This window comes from Bacillus sp. FSL K6-0073, assembly GCF_038006085.1.
Taxonomy (GTDB): domain Bacteria; phylum Bacillota; class Bacilli; order Bacillales; family Bacillaceae_G; genus Bacillus_A; species Bacillus_A cereus.
Genome location: NZ_JBBOUN010000001.1, coordinates 5,237,427 through 5,258,756 on the forward strand (window position 1 = coordinate 5,237,427; position 21,330 = coordinate 5,258,756).

The window sequence follows — 21,330 nt, forward strand, 5'->3', positions numbered from 1 at the left end:
TCGGTCACAATGTTATCCTTTGAGCGTATCCATTTCATCCACCTGAACTGTTGTACGATTACGATATAAAGCAATTAAAATAGCGAGTCCTACCGCCGCTTCCGCTGCCGCTACAGCCATCGTAAACAGTGAGAAAATTTGACCTGTTAAATTCGGAAATAAGCCTAATTTACTAAACGCCACTAAGTTTAAATTGGCAGCATTCAGCATTAATTCGATACAAACTAATACGATTACTGTATTCCGCTTTGTTAAAGCTCCAAATAGACCGATGCAAAACAAAATAATCGCAAGTGTTAAATATGCAGAAGCTGGAACGCTACTCATTGGAATCCTCCTCTTTCTCATCCTTTTTCGCAAGTACAATCGCGCCAACGAGTGCTACAAGTAAAATAACTGAAGTTAGTTCAAATGGGATAATATATTTTGAATAGAGAAGCGTACCGATTTGAAGTGTGTTGTTTTCATGGAGAGGTAAACTTCCTTGTGTGCTTTCATTTGCAAAATCAACATTATTAACAGCGAAATACATAACCGCTCCAAATGCTACAACTGCAAAGAAGATAATCCATTTTCGAAGAGTAAGACGCGATTCATTTTCCGCGTTATGTTTCGTTAACATAATGCCGAAAATCATAATAATTGTGATTGCACCAGAGTAAAGTAAAATTTGTGCAACGCCTATAAATTCAGCTGATAAAAGAAAATACAAACCTGCAATGCTGAGAAATGTCAGAACGAGAGCTAGCATCATGTGCATAACTTTCGTTAAGTTCAACATAAGAACACCGCCGATAATTGCAGACAAGGATAGTATAAAGAATGCTACAAACTCGCCATTCATGCCTTGTTCTCCTTCCTGACGTTTTCGTCGTTTTCGTCAAGCCACTGCAAATTTTTAAATAAGTCATCACGTGAATATTCCGCGAGTTCAAAGTTATTTGTCATGACAATTGCCTCTGTCGGACAAACTTCTGTACATAAATCACAAAGAATACAAATTTCAAAATTAATATCATACGTGTCGATAATTTTTCCTTTTTTCGTAGGATCCGGATGTTTCTTTCCTGTTAACTGAATACAGTCTGTCGGACAAATGTTAGAGCACTGATTACAAACAATACATTTCTCCGGATAAAATTTTTGAATTCCACGAAAACGGTCTGGCAACGGCAACGGTTGATTTGGATAATCATACGTTACCTTCTTCTTGCTCAAATTACTTAATGTATATTTTAATCCTTTAAATAGTCCTTTCATCTCTTACTGGCACCCCCCTCATAGATTAGAAGAATAACTCCTTAATCAATGCCGTTAAGAAAATATTTGCAAGTGCAATCGGCAATAATACTTTCCAACCAAACTCCATTAACTGGTCACCTCTTATACGCGGGAACGTAACGCGGAACCAAATTAATAGAAAGACTACACTGCTAAATTTCAAAGCAAACCATACGGCACCTGGGATAAATCCAAGAAACATGACTGGATTCCATCCGCCTAAAAAGAGCACTGTAATTAACGATGCCATCCCGAAGAAATATACGTACTCTGAAAGCATGAAAAACGCCCAGCGAAAACCTGAGTATTCCGTATGATATCCAGAAACAAGTTCTGACTCCGCTTCTGGCAAATCGAATGGCGTTCTATTTAACTCTGCAACTGCTGCGATTAAGAAAACGACGAAGCCAATTGGCTGTACGAAAATGTACCAAACCTTCTCCTGCGCCGCTACAATCTCATTTAAATTCAGACTACCAGCTAGCAAAACGATACCAATTACACTCATTACGAGCGGAATCTCATAAGAAATCATTTGCGCCGCCGCACGCATTCCTCCTAAAAGGGAATATTTATTATTCGATGCCCATCCCCCAGTTACAACACCTATCGTCGTAATACCGGAAACAGCAATATAATAAAGTAGCCCAACTCCAATATCTGCAAATTGAAATTTATCAGTGAACGGGATAACCGCAAGCACCATAAATGCTGGTGCAAATGCAATGACAGGCGCTAATATAAACAGCGGTTTATCTGCTGCTTTTGGAATACTATCTTCTTTCAATAATAGTTTTAAAACATCAGCTACCGTTTGCAGTAAACCGAATCGGCCTCCAACCTGGTTTGGTCCAATCCGCCCTTGCATAAACCCCATCACTTTCCGTTCTGCCAAAATTCCATATGTAACGAAGCCAAGGACTGCAAATAGTAGAAGTACCGCTAATCCGAAAAAAATGAAGAAATTCGTCCAGCTTGAAGGTGATTGTAAGAGCGTTTCAATCATTAGCCATCAACCTCCCCAAGTACAATATCAACTCCACCTAAAATCGTAATTAAATTGGCGATGTTTTCACCTTTCAATAACTTCGGTAAAATTTGCAAATTGTAAAAAGACGGCCTACGAAACTTCAAGCGGTACGGCTCTTTCTTTCCGTCACTAGCGATATAACACCCAATCTCTCCGCGCGGCGATTCGATACGTACAAATGCTTCTCCCTTAGGTGCCTTAATAATTTTCGGTACTTTTGCCAGCACAGCTCCATCTTTCGGGAACTGCTGAACCGCTTGCTCAACAATCTTTAAAGACTCCTCGATTTCTTGCATTCGGCAAACGTAGCGATCCCAAGCATCTCCCACGCTTCCAACAGGAATATCAAAATCAAAACGATCATAAATCGAATACGGCTCATCTTTGCGAAGATCCCAGTTTACTCCAGTGCACCGCAAATTTGCTCCGCTTAAAGAATACGAAATCGCTTCTTCCGCGCTATATATACCAACGCCTTTCACACGATTTAAGAAAATCTCATTACCGCTAACAAGATCATGATAACCTGCCAGTTGCTCTCTCATATACGGAACAAACTCTTCCACCTTTTCAATCCAACCATCTGGCGCATCCCACTTCACACCACCAACTCTCATATAGTTAAAAGTAAGCCGTGCCCCGCATAATTCATTTAATAAATTTATAATCATCTCTCGTTCACGAAAAGCGTACAAAAACGGGCTAACCGCTCCTATATCAAGAAGATTCGTCCCCCACCAAACGAGATGGCTCGCAATTCTTCCTAGCTCCATCGCAAGTACTCGCAAGTATTCGGCACGCTCTGGAATTTCAAGCCCCATCATCGTCTCTACAGCATGGCAAATGACGTAATTATTCGTCATAGCTGATAAATAGTCCATTCGATCTGTATAAGGGATAATTTGCGTATACTGTAAGCTCTCAGCGATCTTTTCCGTCCCGCGATGTAAATACCCAATAACAGGTGTAGCTTCTTTAATAATTTCCCCGTCAATCTTAATTACGAGCCTGAACACACCATGTGTACTCGGATGCTGAGGTCCTACATTCAAAAGCATCTCTTCCGTACGGATCATAGCTACACCTCCACATCATACGGTTCATAGTCTTTTCTAAGCGGATAGCCTACCCAATCCTCTGGCATTAAAATACGCGTTAAATTCGGATGCCCTTTAAATACAATGCCGAGCAAATCGTATGCTTCTCGCTCCGGCCAGTCGGCCCCTTTCCAAAGCGCTGTCACAGATTCGACTTGCGGCGCTTCCCGGTCTATCTTTACCTTCACCGCTACCGATTGTTTCTTACTATATGAAAACAAATGAACATACACTTCCATATGTGTCACAAAATCCGTCGCATGTAGCTCTGACATATAATCAAAAGCAAGTCCCTCATGGAATCGCAGTAACTCCATCACTTCATAATACTTTTCGGGATCCACCACAAGAGTTGGCACATCCTTTGACAGTTTATTAATGTAGGAATCTACTAATGCACCCTCTCCTAACTTCTCCCTAATAGCCTCAACATACTGATTTAAATACGGCTGATTTACGGACGGTTCTTCCTGCTTCGGCTCATCCTCTTTCTTACCTTCAGCCCCCTTTGTCTTCGCTCTTGCAGCCGCTGCTGCTTTCGCTTTTGCCGCTGCAATTGCCTTTGCCTTTTCATCTCCCGAATCCCCATCACCTTGCGAGGCTTTCTGCTTCGCCAATGCTGCCGCTTTTGCCTTGGCCGCTGCCACCGCCTTCGCCTTGGCCTTCGCTTTTTCTTCTTCCATTACTTCTCTTTTCTGCTTCGCTAACGCTGCCGCTTTTGCTTTTGCAGCTGCTGCTGCCTTCGCCTTTGCTTTCGCTTTTTCTTCTTCCGTTACTTCTTCTGTTCCTTCTCTTTTTTGCTTCGCTAACGCTGCCGCTTTTGCTTTTGCAGCTGCTGCTGCCTTCGCCTTTGCTTTCGCTTTTTCTTCTTCCGTTACTTCTTCTGTTCCTTCTCTTTTTTGCTTCGCTAACGCCGCCGCTTTTGCTTTTGCAGCTGCTGCTGCCTTCGCCTTTGCTTTCGCTTTTTCTTCTTCCGTTACTTCTTCTGTTCCTTCTCTTTTCTGCTTCGCTAACGCCGCCACTTTTGCTTTTGCAGCTGCTGCTGCCTTCGCCTTTGCTTTCGCTTTTTCTTCTTCCGTTACTTCTTCTGTTCCTTCTCTTTTTTGCTTCGCTAACGCCGCCGCTTTTGCTTTTGCAGCTGCTGCTGCACGTCGTTTTGCTTCTTCTATAGTAATATCATCTTTTTTTGGTAGCGCTTTCTCTTTTTCTTGATCTTCTTCCTCAAGCTCACTTATTTCCGCCTCGTGTTTCGCTACAAGGCGTTTTCTCGCTTCTTCTTTTGCACGCCTAGCTGCTTCTTTTTTCAGCTCCTCTAAATCTTTATTTGGATTACTCATTTATTCGTCACCTGCTTCCCGGTCTTTGCTTCGTAACGAATTTTTTCTTTCAATTTATTAATTCCATAAATTAAAGCAGCTGGATTTGGGGGACAACCAGGAATATACACATCAACTGGTACGATTTGGTCTACACCTTTCACAACAGCATATGAATTTACATACGGACCACCTGCTGTCGCACAAGATCCCATCGCAATAACCCATTTCGGTTCGGGCATTTGATCATATAAGCGCCGAACAATAGGAGCCATCTTCTTCGTTACCGTTCCCGATACAATCATGACGTCCGATTGCCTTGGTGAAGTTCGAAAAAATGACCCAAATCGATCTAAATCATAATGTGATGAGCCTACCCCCATCATTTCAATTGCACAGCACGCCAGTCCGAATGTCATCGGCCATAAAGAGTTGCTCCTCGCCCATCCTTTCAACTGTTCCAATGTAGAAAAAAAGATATTTCGTTCTAATTCTGCTCGCTCATTTGGATGTAATTCCTCAAAATTTATAACCATTGTAACACCTTCTTTTTCCAAGCATACGCTAATCCAACTAGCAACATTACAACAAAGATGAGCATTTCAATTAATGCAAATAAACCTAGCTTGTCATACGCAACAGCCCAAGGATATAAAAATAAAGTTTCTACATCAAAGATCACAAACAATAAAGCGAAAATATAATAACGCGCATGAAACCGAATATTTGCATCATGAAAAGGCTCAATTCCACTCTCATACGTCGTCGCCTTTGCTGCACTTGGTTTATTTGGGCGCAGCATCCTTCCTAATGTAAGAGCCACTACCGGCAGCAATATACCTAATAGCAAGAAAATCAAAACGATCATATAACTATTTTCATATACACTTGCCATTGTGAAACCCTCCCCCCTAAATTAAGAACAAGTTCACATAGTAAACAATATGTCCTAGTTGCAGTAATTATTATTTTTAAATTTTTCTAAATAATGCAACTATTCTAATCATTATAGCAAACTTCAAATTCCTATGTCGATATGTTGGGAGGCAGAAACAAGAATTATTAAAATCTATCTTTACAACTTGCTATAATTGTGCAAAATAAATATAAAACTTATATATGCTTTTCAAGAAACCGTAGGTGATATAAATGAAAAAACAAACACATGTAAGTATTCTTATAAGCATTGTATTGCTGTCCATAACGATTCACTACGTAGCGATGCCTTTTCTATATGAATACTCATTTCCTTTTCAGCTATTAATCGGAATGAGTACCCTATTAATTGATATTATCGCTTGTAGTTATATACTTTATTTTTCAAACATGAAAGAAGGGCTATCTCGTTTATTTTGGATCATATTATCTGTTGGAGCTCTCTCTTATTTTATCGGTGATATAGTCGTTGCCTATCAGCGTTTAATTGTAAAAGACTTCTATACGTTCGTTGATCCATCTGACTTTTTTTACTTACTTTTTTTAGTTAGTTTTACGTTTGCCTTTCTATACGAAATCATTTATAACCGAGATTTATTAGAAAAACTTTTTATGCTATGTGATATTTGTATTATCGTTACAGCCCAATTTACTTTAAGTTACTACTTACTTATTGAACGAACTATTCACATCTTTACAACATCCTATATCGACATATTTGTTCAACTTACCTATCCAATGGCTGATTTACTCTTTCTCTTAATAGGAATCAACCTTTTATTCAAACCACTATCCTTATTACCTAAAAAGGTCGGTGCACTTCTTGGCAGTGCTTTAATTTTATATGCTACTACAGATGCGATTTATGCTTATATAAAATACTTCATACCAGAGTATTCTATGTTTACAGTTACTCCTTTCTATCAAGTAACCTTAGTGTTAGTAGCAATCGCCTGTATTCTCCATACAAAAGAGCCTGAAAAACAAGAACAAGTACTACTAACACCTAAAATTGGTGAATCAATCCGATTATCATTACCGTATATTTCGGTAGTAATGCTTATTGTTTTTATATTAGTTGAATACGTTTTTGCGCCTATTATAGTAATCGGACTTATAATAACTTTCTCTTTCGTTCTCATACGTCATAGCTTAGTTCGAAAACAAAATAAAATATTATTGTTTGCTCAAATGCAATTCAACTCAGAACTCGAGAAACAAATTAAACTACGTACAGAAGATTTAGTAGAACAGAAAAATGAACTCTATCATAATCAACAAATGTTTAAATCTTTATACGAGCATCATCCAGATCCAATCTTCACATTAGATTTGTACGGTAATTTTCTCAAAGTAAATAACGCTGGCACTACTTTACTCGGTTATCAAACGAATGAATTATTAAACCAGCCTTACTATTCACTCATATACGAAGAAGATTTAGAAGAAATGATTAACGCCTTTCATCGCGTGAAAAAGGGGTATTCTATCTCTTTAGAAATACGGGCTTACCATAAAAGCAGAGATATTTACTACTTGCACGTTACCGCCGTACCGATCTTTTTAAAGGAGAAAATTTCTGGGGTTTATTTAATGATTAAAGATATTACAGAAAGCAAACAACAACAAGAACAAATTAATTTCCTAGCATACCATGATACTTTAACAGAGCTTGCAAATCGACGTGCATTTCATCAACATTTAGAACAGGCAATTGCGCGAGCAAAAATATCGAAAAAGCCTTTTGCTGTTATGTTTCTCGACCTAGACCGTTTTAAAGTTATTAATGATACCCTCGGTCATCGAGTAGGAGACCTATTGCTCATCGCAGTAGCAAAAAGGCTCGAAAGAATAGCAACATCAAATATGAAACTCGCGCGGCTAGCTGGGGATGAGTTCACAATCCTTATCGAGAATTACAAAAAAAAGCCAGATGTCCAAAAAATAGCTGATAGGATTGTAACGGCCATGAATGAGCCATTTGAAATCGAAAATCAACATTTACAAATCTCACCGAGCATCGGAATTGCAATATATCCTGAAGCAGGTGAAGATGCGCTATCCATTTTGCAGCATGCTGATATGGCCATGTACGAAGCAAAGAATAAAGGAAAAAACGGTAGCTCTCTTTACACGAAAGAACTATATAAAAAAATGGAACGAAAAGCTCGAATTGAAAAAGATTTGCCAATCGCTTTAGTAAACAAAGAATTTTATCTCGTTTATCAACCACAAATTGATACGACAACAAATAAAATTATCGGCGCTGAAGCTTTAATACGTTGGAAACACCCACTATTAGGTGACATTTCACCATGTGAGTTTATTCCAATTGTAGAAGAGACGCCACAAGTAGTCCCACTTGGACATTGGGTATTACAAGAAGCTTGTCTCCAATTAAAAATATGGCATACCTTTGGCTACCAAAATTTAAAAATAAGTGTTAATCTATCCGCAAAAGAGTTCCGGCAAGATCAATTAATTGAAAGCATTTCACAAATATTAAACGACGTGCAAGTCGATCCAAAATATGTAACACTTGAGTTAACAGAAAGAATTGCAATGGTTGACGAGAAAGAAACGTTATTAAGACTGAAGCAATTAAAAGAATACGGTATCCAAACTTCCATTGATGACTTCGGTACTGGATACTCTTCTCTTGCTTATTTATCAATTTTTCCAATCGACACATTAAAAGTACCGAGAGAATTTACACAATTAGCTGATCATCGTCCTGAAGAACGAGCCATCGTTTCTACAATACTTTCCCTCGCGAATACTTTAAATCTTTCAGTCGTCGCCGAAGGAATTGAAACCGAAAAACAACTTAAGTTTCTGCAAAAACATAACTGTAAATATATGCAAGGTTACTATTTCAGTAAACCACTTACTAGCAATCAGTTTATAAAGTTTCTACAAAAAACCCCCAGTATGAACAAATAATTCATACCGGGGGTTTTTTAGTGCTAAATATTTTTCTCATAATATTCTTCTGCAATCTCTTCGTAAAAAGCTGCAGATGTCGTATAGAAATATGGAATTAACCATAAGAATCCAATCCCTAACGTAATACAACTTAATATAAACCAGCCAATAAAACTTAAACATAAAATGAAATACTCCATCTTATGTCCATCCATCATACGACGACTTTCTGTAATAGCTTGGTTCAGTGAATACTCAGGATGATCGTTTATAATAAAGTATGTCATCGCATAAGAAAATGATTTAATAATACCTGGAATAATGAACAATAACGTCCATAAGAAAAGATAAAGATTTACTAATAAATATAATAAAAATGATTTTAGAAATCTCTTTCCCTCTGAAAACCAAATGAATACATTACCAATACTAGCTTGCTTTTCACGAAGGATATTTAAACCAAGGTAATATCCACCTAAAGTTAACGGTCCAGTAACAAAAAATGTAAGAATATTCGTTGAAAGTGAACCATTTGTTTTTTGCCAACCGAAAATCAAAGAAAATCCCCAATCAACACTAAAACTAAAAGCCGTGATAAGAATTGAAATGAGTAGTGTAGCTCCAACAGCTAATCCCCATTTTCCTTCTAATGAATCTAGTGCTTCTCCTTTTAAATCACTAATCATGCGTAGCCTCGCCTCCTATACACAATAATTCTATTAGTATAGCATGTTCCTATTGAAATTCACCTTTTGAAATATAGCGATAAAAGTGTGCTGTCGTCGTACTCATATACGGACTAAGCCAAAGAAATCCTATTCCAAAAGTAAGAAGCGCTAAAATAGCCCATCCTATGAAGCTCAGCCATAAAAGAAACAAATCTAACTTATGACCCTTCATAAGATTCTTACTTTCCTTCATCGCCTGCGAAACACTATATTCTGGATTTTCAATCATCACATAGTACGTCAGTGCATAAGAAAAATACATCACAATCATACCAACGATTGAAATAGCTAGTAGTACACAGATAGCAATAGCAAACGACGCATTTCCTTCTTCACCAAAAAATGCAAATAAGGCTACTAACAATATCGGAATCCATGTACCTGTATATAATAAAATTGCAAGCATTGCCCATATTGTTTTCATCATTCTTTTAAAGCCACGAAATCCTTCGAATAAGTAATCTACTTTAGCATCTTCTCGTTTACTAATCTGTAAAAATACATTTGTATAACCGTATGATGTAATCCCATAGGATGCACTACTCAAAATTATCATAATGCAATAAAAAATCCCGAATGTAACACTTGCTCCATTTGATATTGTTTGCCCTTCAAGTGAACCTACTAAACCAGCAAATAAGAGAAATATAATAATTCCTGGAATTAATAGTATAAGCATTGCAGCCATCGAAACAACATAACTTAAAATAAAATATAAAATTGTTGATCCAACACCTAGTCCCCATTTTCCCTTTAAAGAGTACAATGCTTCTCGCTTCATTTCACCAATCATTGATTCATCCCCTTTATGAAATATAAATTGTTGTACACTTCTACTTATACAAGCATCAATATAATTATACCAGTTTTGTAAAATTATCCATAAAATACACAAAAAAAATCCGTAAAGGCAAAGCCCTTACGGATTTTTTTACTTCATATCGGAAACGTTCAAACGGTTCACAGCACGTTGTAATGCCATTTCTGCACGTTTAAAGTCAACATGTGCTTGTTTATCTTGCAGACGTTGCTCAGCGCGACGCTTCGCTTCATTTGCACGATGGATATCGATATGGTTTGCTTCTTCAGCAGATGATGATAATACAGTCACTTTATCTGGACGAACTTCGATAAAGCCACCGCTTACTGCTACATAATCAGTGTGTCCACCATTTTTCAGACGAACTGCACTAATTTTTAATGGTGCAACAGTTGGAATGTGACCTGGTAAAATCCCCATTTCCCCACTCTCTGCTTTTACACTTACCATTTCTACTTCTTTTTCGTAAACCGGTCCATCAGGAGTTACAATACTGACTGGAAATGTCTTCATACTTCGTCCCTCCTAAGGCCTTACGCCATCATTTTCTTCGCGTTTTCAATAACTTCTTCAATGCCACCTACTAAGCGGAATGCATCTTCTGGAAGGTCATCATATTTTCCTTCTAGAATTTCTTTGAAACCACTAACTGTATTCTTTACAGGTACGTAAGAACCTTTTTGACCTGTAAACTGCTCAGCTACGTGGAAGTTTTGAGATAAGAAGAATTGAATACGACGAGCACGATGTACAACTAACTTATCTTCTTCAGATAACTCATCCATACCTAAGATAGCGATGATATCTTGAAGTTCTTTATAACGTTGTAAAGTTTGCTGTACTTGACGAGCTACTTCATAATGTTCTTCTCCTACGATTTCTGGAGAAAGTGCACGAGATGTAGATGCTAATGGATCTACGGCTGGGTAAATACCCATTTGCGTTAAACGACGCTCTAAGTTTGTTGTTGCATCTAAGTGAGCGAACGTTGTAGCTGGTGCTGGGTCAGTATAGTCATCGGCTGGTACATATACCGCTTGGATAGACGTGATAGACCCTTTATTTGTAGATGTAATACGCTCTTGTAATTGACCCATTTCTGTTGCAAGTGTTGGTTGGTAACCTACCGCAGATGGCATACGACCAAGAAGGGCAGATACTTCAGAACCCGCTTGCGTGAAACGGAAGATGTTATCGATGAACAGAAGTACGTCTTGTCCTTGCTCATCACGGAAATGCTCAGCCATTGTTAAACCTGTTAATGCAACACGTTGACGTGCTCCAGGTGGCTCGTTCATTTGTCCAAATACCATCGCAGTTTTCTTGATTACGCCAGAATCGCTCATTTCGTGGTATAAGTCATTACCCTCACGAGTACGCTCACCTACACCAGCGAATACAGAGATACCACCGTGCTCTTGTGCGATGTTGTTAATTAATTCCTGAATTAATACTGTTTTACCTACGCCGGCACCACCGAATAGGCCGATCTTACCACCCTTAATGTAAGGAGCAAGTAAGTCTACTACTTTAATACCAGTTTCAAGAATTTCTACTTTAGTAGATAATTCTTCGAATGCAGGTGCTTGACGGTGAATTGGATCACGATGTACATCTGCAGGAACCTCACCATCTAAGTCAATTGCATCACCTAATACGTTAAATACGCGACCAAGTGTTACATCACCAACTGGTACAGAGATTGGTTTACCAGTATCTTCTACTTCTGTGCCACGAACAAGTCCATCTGTGGAAGACATTGCAACTGTACGAACTGTATCATCACCTAAATGAAGTGCAACTTCAAATGTTAAGTTAATACTTCCGTTTTCGTTGCTTTGTTTTACCGTAAGGGCGTTGTAGATTTCTGGTAGCTTTCCGCCATCAAACTTAACGTCTACAACCGGACCCATGATTTGCGTAACGCGCCCTTTATTCATCGGGTTCCCTCCTAGCTTTCTTTTAATTAGCCAACTTTCTACGAGCAGCTAGCTTTTAATTTTTTATTGGTTTATAGCTTACGCGACTCTTTTGACAGAGCCGCTTCCGCTTTTTATTGAATCTAGCTCCAGCGGTTAGAATGTTCGGTGGCTTCGCTTTTTCCTACGAGGCACAAATCGCCTCTACGTCAAAAGCTCCATCCCCCTCTCATTCTGAACGAACCGCTTCCGCCTTTTAATACTATTCTAACGCTGCTGCTCCACCAACGATTTCCGTAATTTCTTGCGTAATCGCTGCCTGACGCGCACGGTTGAATGAAAGTGTAAGTGAATCGATAACTTCCATTGCGTTGTCTGTAGCACTCTTCATTGCTGTCATACGCGCTGCGTGTTCACTTGCTTTACCGTCTAGTAATGCACCGTACACTAAGCTTTCTGCGTATTGTGGCAATAGTACTTTTAAAATTTCTTCTTCAGAAGGTTCGAATTCATAAGCTGTCGTCGGTTTGTCAGACGCCACATCAGTAAGCGGTAAAATTTTATTTTCCGTTACCTCTTGTGAAATTTTACTTACGTAATGGTTGTAGTAAATGTACAGCTCATCATAAGCACCATCTGCGAACATCGCAATTGCTCGAGAAGCAAGGTCTTTAATATCAGTAAATGATGGGTGGTCAGATAGTCCAACTACTTCATCAATGATGTTAAAGCCGCGACGTTTTAAATAATCACGTCCTAGTCGTCCAAGCACAATAATTGAATATTGGTTTGAATCCATATTATGACGTTCACGAATTACGTTACTTACTGTACGTAATACGTTACTGTTATAACCACCTGCTAGTCCGCGATCAGATGTAATAACGATGTATCCTGTACGCTTTACAGGACGCGCATTTAGCATCGGATGATTAATTCCTTTACTTCCTTGCGCAATGCTCGCTACTACTTCTTGAATCTTTTCCATATACGGAACGAAAGATTTAGCATTTTGCTCTGCACGGTTTAACTTAGATGCAGATACCATCTCCATCGCTTTCGTAATTTGACTCGTTTTCTTTGTCGAGTTAATCTTCGCTTTTATATCGCGTAAAGATGCCACAGGTTTTCACCACCTTTTTTCCGGAAGTTGGCACGATTAGTAAGAATCCTCTTCCTAATCTACGTTGCAAGATATTCTTGCTCATGATTGAAGGAAAAGAATAGGTGCACCTACTCTTTTCCTTTACATAACCGTCAGCAATCTCAGAGCCCGAGATGCCTTTTATATATACTATCTAGCTCCAGCGGCTTGAATGCTCGGTGGCTTCACTTCTTCCTACGAGGCAAACACCGCCTCTTCGTCAGAAGCTCCATCCCCCTCACATTCAGAACGAGCCGCTTCCGCTTTTATTATTCAGAAGCTACAAATACTTTTTTAAATCCATTAATTGCTGCTGCAAATTTGTCGTCATCCGCAAGTTTCTTAGTTGTGCGGATTTCTTCTAATAAGTCAGTCGCATTAGAATCTAACCAAGCATGGAATTCTTCTTCAAAACGAGTGATATCTACTACTGGGATATCATCTAGGAATCCACGTGTTAAAGCGTAAAGAATGATAACTTGTTTCTCTACACGTAATGGTTTGTGTAATCCTTGTTTTAATACCTCAACAGTACGAGCACCACGGTTTAATTTCGCTTGAGTTGCTTTATCAAGGTCAGAACCGAACTGAGCGAACGCTTCTAACTCACGGTAAGATGCAAGGTCAAGACGAAGTGTACCTGATACTTTACTCATTGCTTTAATCTGAGCAGATCCACCTACACGAGATACAGAAGTACCCGCATCGATCGCTGGACGTACGCCAGAGAAGAATAGGTCAGATTGTAAGAAGATTTGTCCATCCGTAATAGAAATTACGTTTGTTGGGATGTATGCTGATACGTCCCCTGCTTGTGTTTCGATGAAAGGTAGTGCAGTTAAAGAACCGCCGCCTTTTGCATCACTTAATTTTGCTGCACGCTCTAATAAGCGAGAATGTAAGTAGAATACATCCCCTGGGTAAGCTTCACGACCTGGAGGACGACGTAATAGTAATGACAGCTCACGGTAAGCCGCTGCTTGTTTTGATAAGTCATCATATACTACTAATACGTGTTTACCATTGTACATGAACTCTTCACCCATTGTTACACCAGCGTAAGGAGCTAGGTATAATAATGGAGCTGGTTGAGAAGCAGATGCAGTTACAACGATTGTGTACTCTAATGCACCGTGCTTACGTAGTGTTTCTACTACGTTACGTACAGTTGATTCTTTTTGTCCAATTGCTACATAGATACAAATCATATCTTCATCTTTTTGGTTAATGATTGTATCAAGTGCAACCGCTGTTTTACCAGTTTGACGGTCACCGATGATTAACTCACGTTGACCACGGCCAATTGGTACAAGAGCATCGATCGCTTTAATACCTGTTTGAAGTGGCTCATGAACAGATTTACGATCCATTACACCTGGTGCTGGACTTTCAATTGGACGAGTGTTTGTTGTATTGATTGGGCCTAAACCATCAACTGGTTGACCTAATGGGTTTACAACACGACCAATTAGTTCTTTTCCTACCGGTACTTGCATGATGCGACCAGTACGACGAACTTCGTCACCTTCACGAATTTCTGTGTAAGGTCCTAAAATGATAATACCTACGTTATTTTCCTCTAAGTTTTGTGCTAGTCCCATAACGCCGTTAGAGAACTCTACAAGTTCACCAGCCATAACGTTATCAAGACCATGAGCACGCGCGATACCGTCACCAACTTGGATAACTGTACCAACATCACTAACTTCGATTTCAGACTGATAGTTCTCGATTTGTTGCTTTATCAGTGCGCTAATTTCTTCAGCTCTGATGCTCATGTGCTTCACCCCTATCTATTCTTCATTAATTCACGCTGAATACGTGCTAATTTTCCTTGTAAACTTCCATCATAAATGCGATTTCCAATACGTACTTTAATGCCGCCTAGTAAATCTTCATCTACAACATTTTTCACGCGAATTGCATCTTTTCCTGTTCTCTTCGCAAATGCTTCTGCAATGTTAAGCTTCTCTTCTTCTGATAGAAGACGAGTAGAATATACAGTTGCGTCCGCTACGTTACGTTCTTCATTAGCAAGAACAACATATTCATCTGCAATTTCAGGTAAGATATCAATGCGTTTGTTATCAATTAAAATATATAACGTATTTAAAATAGATTCAGAAACAGATCCGAATACGTTTGCAAGAAACGTTTTCTTTTGTTCCTTTGAAATGTTCGGTTGCGTTAAAAAGCTATGTAGTTCTCCGTTCTTTACATAAACGTTTTGTACAAGGCGTAATTCCTCTTCAAACATTTCTAATACGTGTTTTTCTTTAGCAATTTTAAAAAGAGCGACAGCATAACGTTTTGCTACAATCCCATTGCTCATCGCGCTTCTCCTACTTCTTTAATATAATCGCGAATTAACTTCACTTGATCTTCTTCTTTTAATTCTTTTTCAATTACTTTAGAAGCAATTTGAACAGATAAAGAAGCAACTTGTTCTTGTAAAGCAGCAATTGCTTGCTCTTTTTCGCGTTGAATTTCTTGTACAGCAGATGCTTTAATTGATTCTGCTTCTTCTTTCGCAGCAGCAACAATAACATCTTTTTGATCTACAGCTTGCTTTTTCGCTCTTTCGATTAACTCTTGTGCTTCAACACGTGATTGTTTTAACATTTCACGTTGTTCTTCTACTAACTTCTTCGCCTCAGCATTACTTCTTTCTGCAGCGTCGATTTCATTAGTAACATGCTCTTCACGTTCTTTCATAATTCCCATTAAAGGACCCCACGCAAATTTGCGTAGCATTACTAATAGAAGTAAGAAAATGAACAATGTATAAGCAATCGTTCCAAATGGAATGGCAGCACCTAATAATAAAGTTGGCACAAGGATTCACTCCCTTCAAAATATCTAAATTGATCATATGAAAAAAAAAGACATACGTTTCATTCATAAAGCAATGGCGAAGAAAGTTCGGAAAAACACTCTTCGCCATCTATGTAAGGGGAGTCTCCCTTATTTGTTCATTACGATGAAAGCAATAACTACACCGATGATTGGAAGTGCCTCAACTAAAGCAACCCCGATGAACATAATTGTTTGAAGTGCGCCTTTTAGTTCTGGTTGACGAGCAACACCTTCGATTGTACGTGATACGATAAGACCGTTACCAATACCTGCACCTAATGCTGATAAACCAATTGCAATTGCAGCTGCGATTACACCTAAACTCATTTAATTTGTCCTCCTTTGTATTATAAAAAAATAAATTTTTTCTTACTTAAATTATATTAATGGTCATGGCTTACTTTATGAGCCATATAAACCATCGTTAACATTACGAAAATAAATGCCTGGATTGAACCAACGAATACACTGAATCCCATCCACGCTAACATAGGTACAAGTGCACCTAATGCGCCAAGGAATGATGCTCCGCCCAACTTAGCAAGTAATCCTAATAAGATCTCACCTGCATAAATGTTACCAAATAAACGAAGACCTAACGTTAATGTGTTAGCAAACTCCTCAATAACCTTTAATGGGAATAAGAATTTCATAGGTTGGAAATAACCTTTTACGTACTCTTTCGTACCCTTCATCTTAATTCCATAATAATGGGTGAGGGTAACTACCATCACGGCTAATGTTAATGTAACTGCTGGATCAGACGTTGGTGATCTCCACCATGCAATATGTTCGCCAGCTTCAGTTGCTGAATACATGAATGGTAAACCAAGGAAGTTCGATACGATGATAAACATGATAAGCGTAACGCCAAGCGTTAAGAAACGTCCACCTGTTTTCCAGTCCATCGTACTATTGATAATCCCTTTCACGAAGTCAAACACCCATTCCATGAAGTTTTGCATTCCTGTTGGGCGAAGAGCTAAGCTGCGAGTTCCGATAACAGCGATTAAGAAAACAATAACTGCTGCTACAGTAACCATCATAACTGATGACAAATCGAACGTTAAACCTAGAAATTCAACTAATTTACCGTGTTCCACTAGTAATTCACCTCTCTTCCCTGCTCTTATACTCTAAATAAAGAAAATCTATGATCATGACAAGGTATCCTGTCAGCAATCCTACACCTAGGCCCCACATCGCGATTAACTCTTGATATTTGGCTGCAAATAAAATTAATAACCCAATCGTGGCGAATCTTGAATATGTACTTACCGCTGTTGCCTTGAACTTCACGTTTTCTCCATTTGTTACGCGATCTAGCAGCTTGTCTGTTCTACGTGCAATGATGCGCAAACTAAGAAAACTGAAAATCGTCCCGATAATCAGTCCAAGAAATACATCCTTGTAAGAGGTAAATCCCCATCCTAGCACTAGAAGCGCAAGCAAGTAGTACATATATTTCTTTTGTCTTTGGACAAGTCCATGTACGTCTATCATCATTGCTCTCCCGAATAGTAATGTCGAATGAGTCGAATCATTGCGTATACCCCTGTTCCTAGTCCGAGTAATAACCCTATAATAAGAAACAACGGAAACGTTCCAACCTTATTATCAATCCACTGCCCACCAAAGATTCCAACAAGAATAGAACCGACTAATTGAGCAAGAATACCTGACATTAAAGCATAAGCTTTTATATGGCTGCGATCGTTTTTTTGCAAGGATTCATCCCTCCAATATGTAACCCTCATTCACGATGTGTTAATAATAACTCATTTTTTTGCATAAATCCTATACAAAACAAAAAGTTTACATTTTCGTCACGGAATAGATGTAATTTTGTCACTGAAAGCCCTACCATCTATCCCCGTTGTTAGCATACAATAGGGTATTAACAGTGTCAACGAGAAATCGTAAAAAATCTAAAAATTTGAGTATTAGGCATTTCCTCCCAAAAATGAAAACGTTCCCCTTCTAAATACTGGTTACATATATGCAATTTCTAACAGTTTTCTCTTTATAATAGAAGGAAATGTTCACAAGTTTGTCACTATTATATTTTCGAGATATAACGCTTTTCTTCCATAATATAGTGTTCCTCAGACGTAAGACTTCTATATTATATGTGAGGTGTATGCAACTTATGTTGTATATACGATGTATATTTATCCTCTCCCCCTCCCCTACTTGCTTACAACAAAAAAGACGAGCTGGGGAATCTCCCCTGCTCGTCAGTTGTCTTACTTCGTTCCGAATAAACGGTCACCAGCATCACCAAGACCTGGTACTACATATCCGTGGTCATTTAATTTCTCATCTAATGCTGCTACATAAATATCAACATCAGGATGTTCTTCTTGTACTACTTTTACCCCTTCTGGAGCTGCAACGATACACATTAATTTAATTTGTTTCGCACCGCGCTTTTTCAGAGAGTTAATTGCTTCAGCCGCAGAACCACCTGTTGCTAGCATCGGATCTAGTACGATAAAGTCACGCTCTTCTACATCCGTTGGAAGTTTCACATAGTATTCTACCGGTTGCAATGTTTTAGGGTCACGGTATAAACCAACGTGTCCTACTTTTGCTGCTGGAATTAATTTCAGAATTCCATCAACCATTCCTAAACCTGCACGTAAAATCGGAATTAAACCAAGTTTTTTACCAGCGATCACTTTTGTTGTCGCTTTGCTTACAGGTGTTTCAATTTCAATGTCCTTAAGTGGAAGGTCGCGAGTAATTTCGAAAGCCATTAAACTTGCTACTTCGTCCACTAATTCACGAAAATCTTTCGTACCTGTATTCTTATCGCGAATATATGTAATCTTATGTTGAATTAACGGGTGATCAAATACATACAGTTTTCCCATGTGAATCTCTCCTTTAGATGATATTCATGCGTTTGCACGCTTTTTTACACTATTTACGATTGTAAAGAAAACGCTACTAATATTCAAGGGCAAATTTGGCAAAATCATGATTTTACGATGAATCTATCTAGTATCTTTACCAATTATGGGAGCTGTATCCTTCATTATATCGCCAAAATTTATTCATCATTTGTATACATACTTTAAAAATAATATATGTCCACAAAAAAGACCGCCAAAACAATTAAGTCTCGGCAGTCTTCTTCAATCTATTATAGATTTGGATACATTGTGAATTTGCTAGTTAACGCTTCTACACGCTTACGTACTTCTTCTAATGCAACTTCATTTTCATGATTTTTTAATGTATAAGCAATAAGTGACGCAATTTCATCCATTTCTTCTAAACCGAAACCACGAGATGTTACAGCTGCTGTACCGATACGTACACCACTTGTTACAAATGGGCTTGCTGTTTCAAATGGAATTGTATTTTTGTTCACTGTAATACCAACTTCATCTAATACGTGCTCTGCTACTTTACCTGTGATTTCTAAGTTACGAACATCAATCAAGATTAAGTGATTGTCTGTTCCGCCAGAAACAAGTGTAAGTCCTTCTTTTTGAAGACCTTCAGCTAAGCGGTTCGCATTGTTAATGATATTTTGTGCATATGTTTTGAAATCATCTTGAAGTGCTTCACCAAATGCAACAGCTTTTGCAGCGATTACGTGCATAAGTGGACCACCTTGAATACCAGGGAAGATTGATTTATCAATTTGTTTTGCAAATTGCTCTTCACATAAAATCATACCACCACGCGGACCACGTAACGTTTTATGTGTTGTCGTTGTAACGAAATGTGCATGTGGTACTGGATTTGGGTGTAAACCAGCAGCTACTAAACCAGCGATATGTGCCATATCAACCATTAAATAAGCGCCCACTTCATCTGCAATCTCACGGAATCGCTTGAAATCGATAACACGAGGGTATGCACTTGCACCTGCAACGATTAATTTTGGTTTATGTTCTTTCGCTTTTGCTAATACATCATCGTAATTAATACGGTGAGAGTCAGCATCCACGCCATATTCTACGAAATTATATTGTACTCCACTGAAGTTAACAGGGCTTCCGTGTGTTAAGTGACCACCATGAGATAAGTTCATACCAAGTACTGTATCGCCTTGCTCTAAAATCGTAAAGTATACTGCCATGTTCGCTTGTGCACCAGAGTGTGGTTGAACATTTACGTGCTCTGCGCCGAAAATTTCTTTCACGCGATCACGTGCGATATCTTCTACTACGTCTACGTGTTCACAGCCACCATAGTAACGTTTTCCAGGATATCCTTCAGCATACTTATTCGTTAAAACAGAACCTTGTGCCTCCATTACTGCTTCACTTACGAAGTTTTCCGAAGCAATTAACTCAATCTTTGAACGCTGTCTTCCTAGTTCTGCCTCAATTGCAGCAAATACCTTTTCATCTTGACGTTTTAAATGATCCACCAAAATCCCCCTTTTCTGAACGAATTACATCGATTCCCAACAGTTTTTTCTTATTTATTCAGAAAAAACGAAAATTCAGGTTGTAATTCTTTCGAACCTTCATGTTTTCAACTACATTCTAACATGACTTTCTATATCATAAAAGAAAAAAAAGACCGAAAATCGGTCTTTTCTTTCTTCTATTATAAAGTCAGACAACATACCTTTTATCTTATGATAAACAGTTACTATATGACTTCCTAATTTCTCATATTTAACGGCAAGTGGTAGTCTCTTCCACTGCCGCATAGACAGCACGCGCTCCACCAATTAGTTTTCCACGTGTTTTGGCCATCGTTACATGCGCACTTCCAATTGCCTTCACACTTGTACGAACCGGAACAGCTACATGCTTTAAATGCATACCGATAAATGTATCACCAATATCCATTCCTGCATCAGCTTTAATAAACTCAACTACTACCGGATCTTTCAAATTATGATACGCGTATGTCGCCAATGCACCACCTGCTGATCTAACAGGCGTAACTGTTACAATTTCAAATTGATATTTTATCGCTACTTCTCTCTCAACTACTAAAGCACGGTTTAAATGCTCACAACATTGAAACGCTAATTCAATACCTGTTTGCTCTTGAAATTGTTTTAACTCAGAGAAAATCGCCTCTGCTACTTCCATCGTTCCTGATGTTCCAATTCTTTCGCCTAGCACTTCGCTCGTGCTACAACCCACTACAAAAATTTGACCGCTTTGTAATGAAGCTTGTTCTTGGAAATCAGAAAGCGACATTTGTAGCTGTTCTCTTACCTTTACGATTTCTGTCATTACGCCTCTTCCTTTCACAGGTTGGTTCACCAAATTATATTTCACACTACTGATAGTTAGAA

The 21,330-nt window shown here is 38.6% G+C and carries 25 protein-coding genes; 1 reads left to right on the plus strand and 24 read right to left on the minus strand.

The window, feature by feature from the left end; genetic code table 11:
- Positions 1-12: 12 nt before the first annotated feature.
- The 8 genes from nuoK to nuoA are packed head-to-tail and all read right to left on the minus strand — an operon-like array spanning position 13 to position 5,619.
- The gene (nuoK, locus tag MHB52_RS27150; RefSeq protein WP_000100079.1) at positions 13-327 is read right to left on the minus strand and encodes an NADH-quinone oxidoreductase subunit NuoK; all 315 of its coding nucleotides are present in this window, start codon (positions 325-327) and stop codon (positions 13-15) included.
- On the minus strand, positions 320-844 hold the full coding sequence (locus MHB52_RS27155; RefSeq protein WP_001012814.1) for an NADH-quinone oxidoreductase subunit J: 525 nt from the start codon (positions 842-844) through the stop codon (positions 320-322). The genes nuoK and MHB52_RS27155 overlap by 8 nt, the downstream gene beginning before the upstream one ends.
- Positions 841-1,260, minus strand: a complete 420-nt coding sequence (gene nuoI, locus MHB52_RS27160; protein WP_000677191.1) for an NADH-quinone oxidoreductase subunit NuoI — start codon at positions 1,258-1,260, stop codon at positions 841-843. The genes MHB52_RS27155 and nuoI overlap by 4 nt, the downstream gene beginning before the upstream one ends.
- Positions 1,261-1,285: 25 nt before the next feature.
- Positions 1,286-2,287, minus strand: coding sequence for an NADH-quinone oxidoreductase subunit NuoH (nuoH, locus tag MHB52_RS27165; protein WP_000573426.1), 1,002 nt, complete (start codon positions 2,285-2,287; stop codon positions 1,286-1,288).
- The gene (gene nuoD, locus MHB52_RS27170; protein ID WP_000621434.1) at positions 2,287-3,387 is read right to left on the minus strand and encodes an NADH-quinone oxidoreductase subunit NuoD; all 1,101 of its coding nucleotides are present in this window, start codon (positions 3,385-3,387) and stop codon (positions 2,287-2,289) included. The genes nuoH and nuoD overlap by 1 nt, the downstream gene beginning before the upstream one ends.
- A 2-nt stretch (positions 3,388-3,389) precedes the next feature.
- Positions 3,390-4,745 (minus strand): NADH-quinone oxidoreductase subunit C, encoded by a 1,356-nt coding sequence (locus tag MHB52_RS27175; RefSeq protein ID WP_340768023.1) that lies wholly within the window; start codon positions 4,743-4,745, stop codon positions 3,390-3,392.
- Positions 4,742-5,260, minus strand: a complete 519-nt coding sequence (gene nuoB / locus MHB52_RS27180; RefSeq protein ID WP_000236331.1) for an NADH-quinone oxidoreductase subunit NuoB — start codon at positions 5,258-5,260, stop codon at positions 4,742-4,744. The genes MHB52_RS27175 and nuoB overlap by 4 nt, the downstream gene beginning before the upstream one ends.
- Positions 5,251-5,619 carry an NADH-quinone oxidoreductase subunit NuoA gene (gene nuoA / locus MHB52_RS27185; protein WP_000179273.1) on the minus strand — a complete coding sequence of 123 codons (369 nt, stop codon included), beginning with the start codon at positions 5,617-5,619 and terminating at the stop codon, positions 5,251-5,253. Before nuoA ends, nuoB begins: the two co-directional genes overlap by 10 nt.
- 254 nt (positions 5,620-5,873) lie before the next feature.
- Here nuoA and MHB52_RS27190 point away from each other — a divergent pair, with 254 nt between their 5' ends.
- Positions 5,874-8,603, plus strand: coding sequence for an EAL domain-containing protein (locus MHB52_RS27190; protein WP_000744993.1), 2,730 nt, complete (start codon positions 5,874-5,876; stop codon positions 8,601-8,603).
- A gap of 23 nt (positions 8,604-8,626) precedes the next feature.
- On the opposite strand, the gene MHB52_RS27195 is transcribed toward MHB52_RS27190, so the two are convergent.
- The 16 genes from MHB52_RS27195 to MHB52_RS27270 all read right to left on the minus strand — a co-directional run bounded on the left by MHB52_RS27195 (position 8,627) and on the right by MHB52_RS27270 (position 21,268).
- Positions 8,627-9,271, minus strand: a complete 645-nt coding sequence (locus MHB52_RS27195; protein WP_000622467.1) for a DUF975 family protein — start codon at positions 9,269-9,271, stop codon at positions 8,627-8,629.
- Between the two features lie 49 nt (positions 9,272-9,320).
- Positions 9,321-10,208, minus strand: a complete 888-nt coding sequence (locus MHB52_RS27200; protein WP_016118944.1) for a DUF975 family protein — start codon at positions 10,206-10,208, stop codon at positions 9,321-9,323.
- 36 nt (positions 10,209-10,244) lie between these two features.
- On the minus strand, positions 10,245-10,646 hold the full coding sequence (atpC, locus tag MHB52_RS27205) for a F0F1 ATP synthase subunit epsilon (RefSeq protein ID WP_000847211.1): 402 nt from the start codon (positions 10,644-10,646) through the stop codon (positions 10,245-10,247).
- 20 nt (positions 10,647-10,666) lie between these two features.
- Positions 10,667-12,073, minus strand: coding sequence for a F0F1 ATP synthase subunit beta (gene atpD / locus MHB52_RS27210; protein ID WP_001032593.1), 1,407 nt, complete (start codon positions 12,071-12,073; stop codon positions 10,667-10,669).
- 241 nt (positions 12,074-12,314) lie between these two features.
- Entirely contained in the window at positions 12,315-13,175 is an 861-nt protein-coding gene (gene atpG / locus MHB52_RS27215) for a F0F1 ATP synthase subunit gamma (protein WP_000157696.1), read from the minus strand.
- Positions 13,176-13,465: 290 nt separating this feature from the next.
- Positions 13,466-14,974: a F0F1 ATP synthase subunit alpha gene (gene atpA, locus MHB52_RS27220; RefSeq protein WP_000027518.1), complete on the minus strand. Its 1,509-nt coding sequence runs from the start codon at positions 14,972-14,974 to the stop codon at positions 13,466-13,468.
- 11 nt (positions 14,975-14,985) lie between these two features.
- Positions 14,986-15,528: a F0F1 ATP synthase subunit delta gene (gene atpH, locus MHB52_RS27225; RefSeq protein ID WP_000064683.1), complete on the minus strand. Its 543-nt coding sequence runs from the start codon at positions 15,526-15,528 to the stop codon at positions 14,986-14,988.
- Entirely contained in the window at positions 15,525-16,031 is a 507-nt protein-coding gene (gene atpF / locus MHB52_RS27230) for a F0F1 ATP synthase subunit B (protein ID WP_001142618.1), read from the minus strand. The genes atpH and atpF overlap by 4 nt, the downstream gene beginning before the upstream one ends.
- 129 nt (positions 16,032-16,160) lie before the next feature.
- Positions 16,161-16,379: a F0F1 ATP synthase subunit C gene (gene atpE / locus MHB52_RS27235; protein ID WP_000052064.1), complete on the minus strand. Its 219-nt coding sequence runs from the start codon at positions 16,377-16,379 to the stop codon at positions 16,161-16,163.
- Between the two features lie 56 nt (positions 16,380-16,435).
- Positions 16,436-17,155 carry a F0F1 ATP synthase subunit A gene (atpB, locus tag MHB52_RS27240; RefSeq protein WP_000399870.1) on the minus strand — a complete coding sequence of 240 codons (720 nt, stop codon included), beginning with the start codon at positions 17,153-17,155 and terminating at the stop codon, positions 16,436-16,438.
- A gap of 7 nt (positions 17,156-17,162) precedes the next feature.
- The gene (locus MHB52_RS27245) at positions 17,163-17,555 is read right to left on the minus strand and encodes an ATP synthase subunit I (RefSeq protein WP_000567600.1); all 393 of its coding nucleotides are present in this window, start codon (positions 17,553-17,555) and stop codon (positions 17,163-17,165) included.
- A complete protein-coding gene (locus MHB52_RS27250) occupies positions 17,555-17,779 on the minus strand; it encodes an AtpZ/AtpI family protein (protein WP_001171223.1) in 225 nt (74 codons plus the stop codon). Before MHB52_RS27250 ends, MHB52_RS27245 begins: the two co-directional genes overlap by 1 nt.
- A gap of 26 nt (positions 17,780-17,805) precedes the next feature.
- Positions 17,806-17,919 carry a DUF4024 domain-containing protein gene (locus MHB52_RS27255; protein ID WP_000232962.1) on the minus strand — a complete coding sequence of 38 codons (114 nt, stop codon included), beginning with the start codon at positions 17,917-17,919 and terminating at the stop codon, positions 17,806-17,808.
- A gap of 379 nt (positions 17,920-18,298) precedes the next feature.
- Positions 18,299-18,928: a uracil phosphoribosyltransferase gene (gene upp, locus MHB52_RS27260; protein WP_000517539.1), complete on the minus strand. Its 630-nt coding sequence runs from the start codon at positions 18,926-18,928 to the stop codon at positions 18,299-18,301.
- A 272-nt stretch (positions 18,929-19,200) separates the two neighbouring features.
- Positions 19,201-20,442: a serine hydroxymethyltransferase gene (gene glyA / locus MHB52_RS27265; protein WP_000349809.1), complete on the minus strand. Its 1,242-nt coding sequence runs from the start codon at positions 20,440-20,442 to the stop codon at positions 19,201-19,203.
- Between the two features lie 253 nt (positions 20,443-20,695).
- Complete coding sequence (locus MHB52_RS27270; RefSeq protein WP_061664291.1) at positions 20,696-21,268, minus strand: TIGR01440 family protein; 573 nt, start codon at positions 21,266-21,268, stop codon at positions 20,696-20,698.
- Between the last annotated feature and the right edge of the window lie 62 nt (positions 21,269-21,330).